The sequence below is a fragment of the Microcoleus sp. CAWBG27 genome (assembly GCF_020883145.1).
Classification (GTDB): Bacteria; Cyanobacteriota; Cyanobacteriia; order Cyanobacteriales; family Microcoleaceae; genus Microcoleus.
Map to the genome: position 1 here is coordinate 42,443 of NZ_JAHREU010000012.1, position 6,566 is coordinate 49,008.

A 6,566-nucleotide genomic window follows, 5' to 3' on the forward strand; every position below is an offset into this window, starting at 1 on the left:
ACTAAGATTGGTTTGTAGTGAGGACTTTAGTCCGCATTTGGAGAGGACTAAAGTCCTCACTACAAACCTTTTGTATTGCGGGTAATTGAGCGGACACGATTTTACATCTCGATCATTATCAGGTTAAGCTGCCAAATAATCGAGGCTGCTGCACTGTTCTAACGATCGTACTAAGATTGGTTTGTAGTGAGGACTTTAGTCCGCATTTGGAGAGGACTAAAGTCCTCACTACAAACCTTTTGTATTGCGGGTAATTGAGCGGACACGATTTTACATCTCGATCATTATCAGGTTAAATTGCCAAATAATCAAGGCGGCTGCACTGTTCTAATTTCGTTTCTGTTAAAGGCAATTTGTCTGTTGCTACTTTTTCCTGTTCTCTGTTCAACCAAATTGCTTTTAAGCCTGCGGATTTGGCACCGCAATAATCGGCTTTGAAGCTGTCGCCGATATGCCAGACATTCTCGGCTGTGCAGTTGTGCTTTTGTAAAGCTGCAGTGAAAATTTCCGGCTGGGGTTTGGCTGCACCAACTTCGGTGGAAATTGTGACTGATGTGAAATATTCTGCTAAATTGAGGGCTTTTAATACTGGATAAAGTCGCGAATCGAAATTCGAGACTACTGCTAATTCGATTCCTTGTTGCTGCCATTTATTTAATGCTGGGAATACGTCGGGATAGACGAACCAAGGTTCGGGGGTGGCAAAATGAGCGTAGAGTTCGGCAAAAAATTTGGGAAAGTCTGAAAATTGATTGAAAACGCCTGCTATTTGAAAAGCTTTTGCCGAAACTGCTAGCCACCACTCAAATTCTAGTTGGGGAATTTTTGCTGCTTCGATTCCTGGAAATGTCATCGGATTTGCTGAGGCGAAGCTTTGGTAAAATGCTGTATTTAAGTCTTTACTATTAACTGTTACTCCGAAGTTTTTGGCTAGTTTTGCGTAGACTTCGCCGACGCTACCGCGAACGTAAAATAGTGTGCCTGCTGCATCTAAAAAGATAATTTTTGTCATTGGTTAGAATAAATTTGAAAACGAGTAATAGAATACCGGGCGAATAGAATTCGCGTCTACACAAACAAAACCTGCCTCCGCAGGTTGAAGAATCAGAATAAGACTGGGCGAAGGTCATTAAGTTATTTTTTTCAGTCCGCGGAGGCGGACATAGTTTGTGTAGACGCGAATTCTATTCGCCGTCTTATCTATAGCCTTTCTCAAAAAGATGAGGTATAACTGACAGCTTACATAACCATTTAAATCAAGAGGGCCCAAGCCCAACAACGTACCTCATCTTTCTGATAACCGCTATATTACTTTTTCAGCAACTCCTGAATCGGCTTGCTAATCCAGTTGAAACCAACTTTTAGTTGGTGGTCAAATGTTGGCATTCGATAGAGGTAGGCTAGGCGGCGAGCAATGTGTGCTAGTTGTCCGTCGAGTTTGATTCCTAAACCTGTCAGGGTGGCTTCGTCTATTCCTAATGTCATCATTTCTCCTAGCGGCTGGTACCGGAAAGGTAGTAATGGTCGATCGCTCAACGAGGCCCATATGTTCCAGGCGGTGTAGTCAGCTTGTTGGAATGCTGTTTGCGCTGTGGATGGGATTTTTTGACCTGTTGCGTCGTGACATTCGGCTAAGTCTCCCAAGGCAAATATGTCTGGATGGTCGATGATTTGCATCTGGGAGTTAACTATTAATTGACCGCGGTGGTTTTGTTTCAGGGGGAGCGATCGCACTGCTTGACTAACTTGGGTTCCTACTGTCCACAATACTATGTCTACGGGAAGAACATCTAATTGTCCTTTGTAGAGCAAGGATATGGTGTCGGATTCGATCGCCTCTACTGCTGTTTCTAAGTCGATCCAGACTTTGCGTTTTTCTAATGCTTTGTTGGCGGCTTCGCGGTTGAACTCGGGTGATGTCCGCAAAATCGTGTCGCCTTGCTCGATTAATCGGACGCGACCTTTGTCTCCGAGTCGATCGGCTAATTTACAAGCTAATTCTACTCCCGAATAACCGGCGCCGACGATCGCAATCCTAATTTTGTCGGGGTTGCTAGCTTCGAGAAACCGCAGTCTTTCTTCCAAGCGGTAGGCGTCGTCGAGGCTGCGGAAGGAATAAGCGTATTCAACGGCTCCTTTTACCATATCTAGGGGTGTTTCGCCACCTAAACCTAATACTAGGCGATCGCACGGAATTTCTGGCCCGTCGTGCAACTGCACTCGCTTGGACTCCACGTCGATGCCGGAGACTGTGCCTTGACAAAAGCGCACGCCTGTGTTTTGCAAGAGTTCCGCAAAGGGCGGGGCGATTTCCCAGGTTTGGAGTTCGGCGGTGAGGAGCTCGTACAGTAGGGGAACGAACAGGAAGCGATCGCGACGGTCAACTAGGACTATTTCGGGTTTTTCGGTTTTGGAGAAGGGTAACTGACTCAAGCGCAGGGCTGTGTGGAGTCCGCCGAAGCCTCCGCCGAGAATGCAAATCCGGGGTTGTTGTTGAGTCATGGTTTTTGTTTGAGGGCGATCGGTAGCAAGGCAACTTATCTTATTGTAACGAGAGTGGAGGATTGGGGGAGCGGGAGAGTCCGGGATTTCGGGATTGGAGGAGTTGGAGAATTGGAAAAATTTTCTCTCAACATCCATTCGTTACATCCGTTACATCCGTTATACAGGTTATACAATCCCTTGCCGAACAGCCTTCTGCCTTCTACATAATATCCTTGATTAGCTCTGCCTATTAGCCACCCTCAAAATTTTTGAATGTTCGGATAAGTAATGTTGTACTATATTAGTTGATAGCGTATTATTTCGCCAATTAAATTCACTTTTAATACAGCCATCTACCCTAACACTTGCCCCGGCAGTCACAAGTGAAAAAATCATGCAAATTTCCTCGAATTCTTCTAAATTTAAGAATGGCGATCGCCATAACGAAGACAGCTCATCTTTGTTAAGCAGCGAAGAACGATATAAAAATTTAGTAGCTAATATTCCCGGTGCTGTATACCGCTGCAACTGTGACTGGACGGGGCCCGACGGCGAATTAATACGGACAATGGCGTTTTTGAGCGAGGCTGTTCAAGAAATATCTGGCTATCCATCCTCTGATTTTATCAACGATCGCGTCCGTTCTTTTGCGAGCATTATCCATCCTCAAGACCGAAAAAACATGGAGGAGGCTATCAAAAAAAGTGTAGCAACTAGAACTCCGTATATCCTGGAATACCGCATTTTTCGGGCTGACGGCGAAATTAGCTGGGTTTACGAAAAAGGTCAAGCTGTTTGTGGCGAGGGAGATGAGGCTAGAGAAAGACAAGAGGAACAAGGGGAAATTGAGGAATTTTTGTCGGGTGTAGTTTCGTCGGTTTCGCCGATCGCAAATTCTCTGTGTCTGGTTGTCTATCTCGACGGAGTGATTTTGGATATTACTGAGCGCAAGCGCGCTGAGGAAAAGCTGCGAAACACTCAAGATTTTCTGAATGCGGTACTGCAAAATCTGCCGGTTAGCGTCTTTATTAAAGATGCGGTGGAACAAAGATTTATTTATTGGAATGCTGCTAGCGAAGAATTGTTTGGCTATTCGAGGGACGAAGTGCTGGGAAATAATGCTGCTGACTTGTTGGAAGCAGATCAGGCCAATTACTTGCAAGCACAAGATTTAGAAGTATTTGCCACGGGAAAAGAGGTTGATATACCAGAAGAAATTATCCAACTTCCGCACCGGGGAAAACGGATTTTACACACGAAAAAAGTTCCTTTGTTTGACGCAGATGGCTCGCCTAAGTACATTCTGGGTATTTCTCAAGATATTACCGAAAGCAAAAAAACTGAAACAGAATTGTCGCGCTTGGCGATCGTGGCTCAAAAAACGCAAAATGGTGTGATTATTACTGATGCTCAAGGCTGCATTGAATGGGTGAATGAAGCATTTACTCGGATTAGCGGTTACGTGTTAGAAGAAATGCTGGGAAAAAAACCGGGTGATGTGCTGCAAGGCCCTCAAACAGATCCGTTAACTATTGCTGAACTGCGATCGGCTTTGGATACAGGCGAGCCGTTTAATCAGGAAATTTACAATTACAGGAAGGATGGAAAGGGTTATTGGGTGGCGCTTTCGATCGCCCCAATTTATCGAGAAACCGGGGAACTTGAAGGTTTTATTGCGGTGGAAACTGATATTACCGATCGCAAACAAGCTACTGAATCTGTCAGGGAAAGCGAGAGTTATTACCGCTGCATCGTCGAAACTGCTTCGGAGGGCGTTTGGATGTTTGACGCCGACAGCAGCACGACTTTTGCGAACGGTCGGATGGCCGAAATGCTGGGGTATACTGTGGAGGAAATGCTGGGGCGATCGCTATTTGAGTTTATCGATGACGAGGCTCGGGAAATAGCCGAAAGTTATGTAGAGCGCAGGCGGCAAGGCATTCGCGAACGCCACGATTTTCAGTTTACCCGCAAAGATGGCTCTCACTTGTGGGCGATCGTCTCAGCGACACCAATGTTCGACGCTGACGGCGAATTTGCGGGGGTTTTGCGGATGATTACCGATATTAGCGATCGCAAACAAGCCGAAGCAGAATTGCGCCAAACTCTCCAAGAATTAGAATTTGAAAAATTTGCCTTAGATCAATCGGCAATTGTCTCAAATACCAACGAATTCGGCGTTATTACCTACGTCAACGATCAATTCTGCGAACTGTTTAAATATTCTCGGGAAGAATTGAACGGCAAAACCCACAAACTTGTCAATTCCGGCTATCACCCAACTGATTTTTTCAAGCAGCTTTGGTCAACAATCCGCCAGGGAAATGTTTGGCGGGGAGAAATGAAAAATCAAGCTAAAGACGGCAGATTATTCTGGTTGGATACTACGATTGTACCTTTCTTAAATTCTCGGGGAGAACCCCATCAATATGTAGCAATTCGCAAAAATATTACCGATCGCAAACAAGCCGAAGAAGCAGTGCGGCTTTCCGAAAGTCAATTGAGGACTAAAAATGAAGAATTAGCGAAAGCCCTGCGGGACGTGCATAAAACTCAAAGCATGATGGTTCAAAATGAAAAAATGGTAAGTTTGGGGCAATTAGTAGCTGGCGTCGCTCACGAAATCAACAATCCAGTTAGCTTCATTTACGGCAACGTCATGCACGCTGACGATTACTTTCAAGACTTGCTAAAAATGCTGAAACTTTACCAGTGCGAATACCCGGAACCAACAGAGGCAATTCGAGAAGAAATAGATGATATAGATTTGAAATTTCTGCTCAAAGATTTGCCAAAGCTATTAAGTTCAATGAAAATGGGAGCCGAGCGAATTCGCCAGATTGTGCTGTCACTGAAGAATTTCTCGCGATTGGATGAAGCAGAACAAAAACAGGTGGACATTCACGAAGGGATTGACAGCACTTTGTTGATTTTGCAGCACAGGTTGAAAGAAACAGCAGGACATCCGAAAATTACGCTGGTTAAAGAGTTCGGCAATTTGCCCCGCTTACAGTGTTATGCAGGACAGTTGAATCAGGTATTTATGAATATTATTGGCAATGCAATTGATGCTTTGGAAGAGGCAATGGAAACCGGAAAGTGGGGCGACGGGGAACAGGCGTTTATTCCTTCTTGTCCTTCGCCGACGCTGCGGATTTGTACTGAGGTAAAATACGAACAGGCTGCTGTTTGTGCTGATTCTATTCGCCGTCCTGCTTATATTGTGATTCGGATTGCTGACAACGGGCCGGGGATTCCGATAGATGTTCATGAAAGGCTGTTCGATCCGTTTTTTACTACGAAAGAACCGGGGAAAGGTACTGGTTTGGGGCTGTCTATCAGTTATCAAATTGTGGTGGAAAAGCACGGCGGGCGGCTGAAGTGCAATTCCGCACCGGGTCAAGGTACGGAATTTGCGATCGAGATTCCTGTCGCTAGAAGTTAGCGGTAAAATTGGAAATTATGAGTTATAATTCCATAGATCAGACGGCGGTTGAAACCGCGTCTATACAAACAATGTCCGCCTCCGCGGACTGAAGAAGATAATGTATTTTAACCGCATTGCCTTCAACCAGCGGAGGCGGGTTTTGCTTGTATAGAAGCGGTTTCAACCGCCCAGTTTTCTAGGTTATTGACTTATGAATTATAACGTAATTTACGACGGCAATTGCAATCTCTGCGTCACCTTGGTGCAGTCACTTGAAAATCTAGATCGAGGCCAGAAATTTGAGTATATTTCCATGCAAGATTTAGAGGGATTAAAGCGGTTTAATATAACTGCTGAGGATTGCGAAATGGGGATGATTTTGATAGATAAGAATAATCCCGAAAAACGCTGGCAAGGTAGCGATGCAGCCGAGGAAATCGGGCGGATATTGCCTGCTGGCGAGGTATTTGTGGCAGCTTACCGGGCAATGCCGGGGATGAAGTGGATGGGCGATCGCCTGTACGAACAAGTGCGCGATAACCGCTATACTTTGTTTGGCAAGCGATCGACAACTTACAAATCGGCTTATCCAGTGGGCTGTAGGTCGATCGACAATTGCGACACTCAAGACTTAAAATCAGGTTCGTAGTGAGGA

At 45.2% G+C, this 6,566-nt stretch carries 4 protein-coding genes; 2 read left to right on the forward strand and 2 right to left on the reverse strand.

Annotated features, from left to right (window positions below):
- Positions 1-292 precede the first annotated feature (292 nt).
- On the reverse strand, positions 293-1,012 hold the full coding sequence (locus QZ938_RS09450) for an HAD-IA family hydrolase (RefSeq protein WP_293350949.1): 720 nt from the start codon (positions 1,010-1,012) through the stop codon (positions 293-295).
- Positions 1,013-1,308: 296 nt separating this feature from the next.
- Positions 1,309-2,502 carry an NAD(P)/FAD-dependent oxidoreductase gene (locus QZ938_RS09455; RefSeq protein ID WP_293350952.1) on the reverse strand — a complete coding sequence of 398 codons (1,194 nt, stop codon included), beginning with the start codon at positions 2,500-2,502 and terminating at the stop codon, positions 1,309-1,311.
- A gap of 376 nt (positions 2,503-2,878) precedes the next feature.
- Between QZ938_RS09455 and QZ938_RS09460 the strand changes: the two genes are divergently transcribed.
- Both QZ938_RS09460 and QZ938_RS09465 read left to right on the forward strand, forming a co-directional pair.
- A complete protein-coding gene (locus QZ938_RS09460) occupies positions 2,879-5,929 on the forward strand; it encodes a PAS domain S-box protein (protein WP_293350955.1) in 3,051 nt (1,016 codons plus the stop codon).
- Between the two features lie 193 nt (positions 5,930-6,122).
- Positions 6,123-6,560, forward strand: coding sequence for a thiol-disulfide oxidoreductase DCC family protein (locus QZ938_RS09465; protein WP_293151999.1), 438 nt, complete (start codon positions 6,123-6,125; stop codon positions 6,558-6,560).
- Positions 6,561-6,566 lie beyond the last annotated feature (6 nt).

Bases quoted from the DNA above. Each gene is read 5' to 3' on its own strand.
- QZ938_RS09455 (WP_293350952.1), bottom strand. From the start codon at position 2,502: ATGACTCAACAACAACCCCGGATTTGCATTCTCGGCGGAGGCTTCGGC.
- QZ938_RS09465 (WP_293151999.1), top strand. From the start codon at position 6,123: ATGAATTATAACGTAATTTACGACGGCAATTGCAATCTCTGCGTCACC.
- QZ938_RS09460 (WP_293350955.1), top strand. From the start codon at position 2,879: ATGCAAATTTCCTCGAATTCTTCTAAATTTAAGAATGGCGATCGCCAT.
- QZ938_RS09450 (WP_293350949.1), bottom strand. From the start codon at position 1,012: ATGACAAAAATTATCTTTTTAGATGCAGCAGGCACACTATTTTACGTT.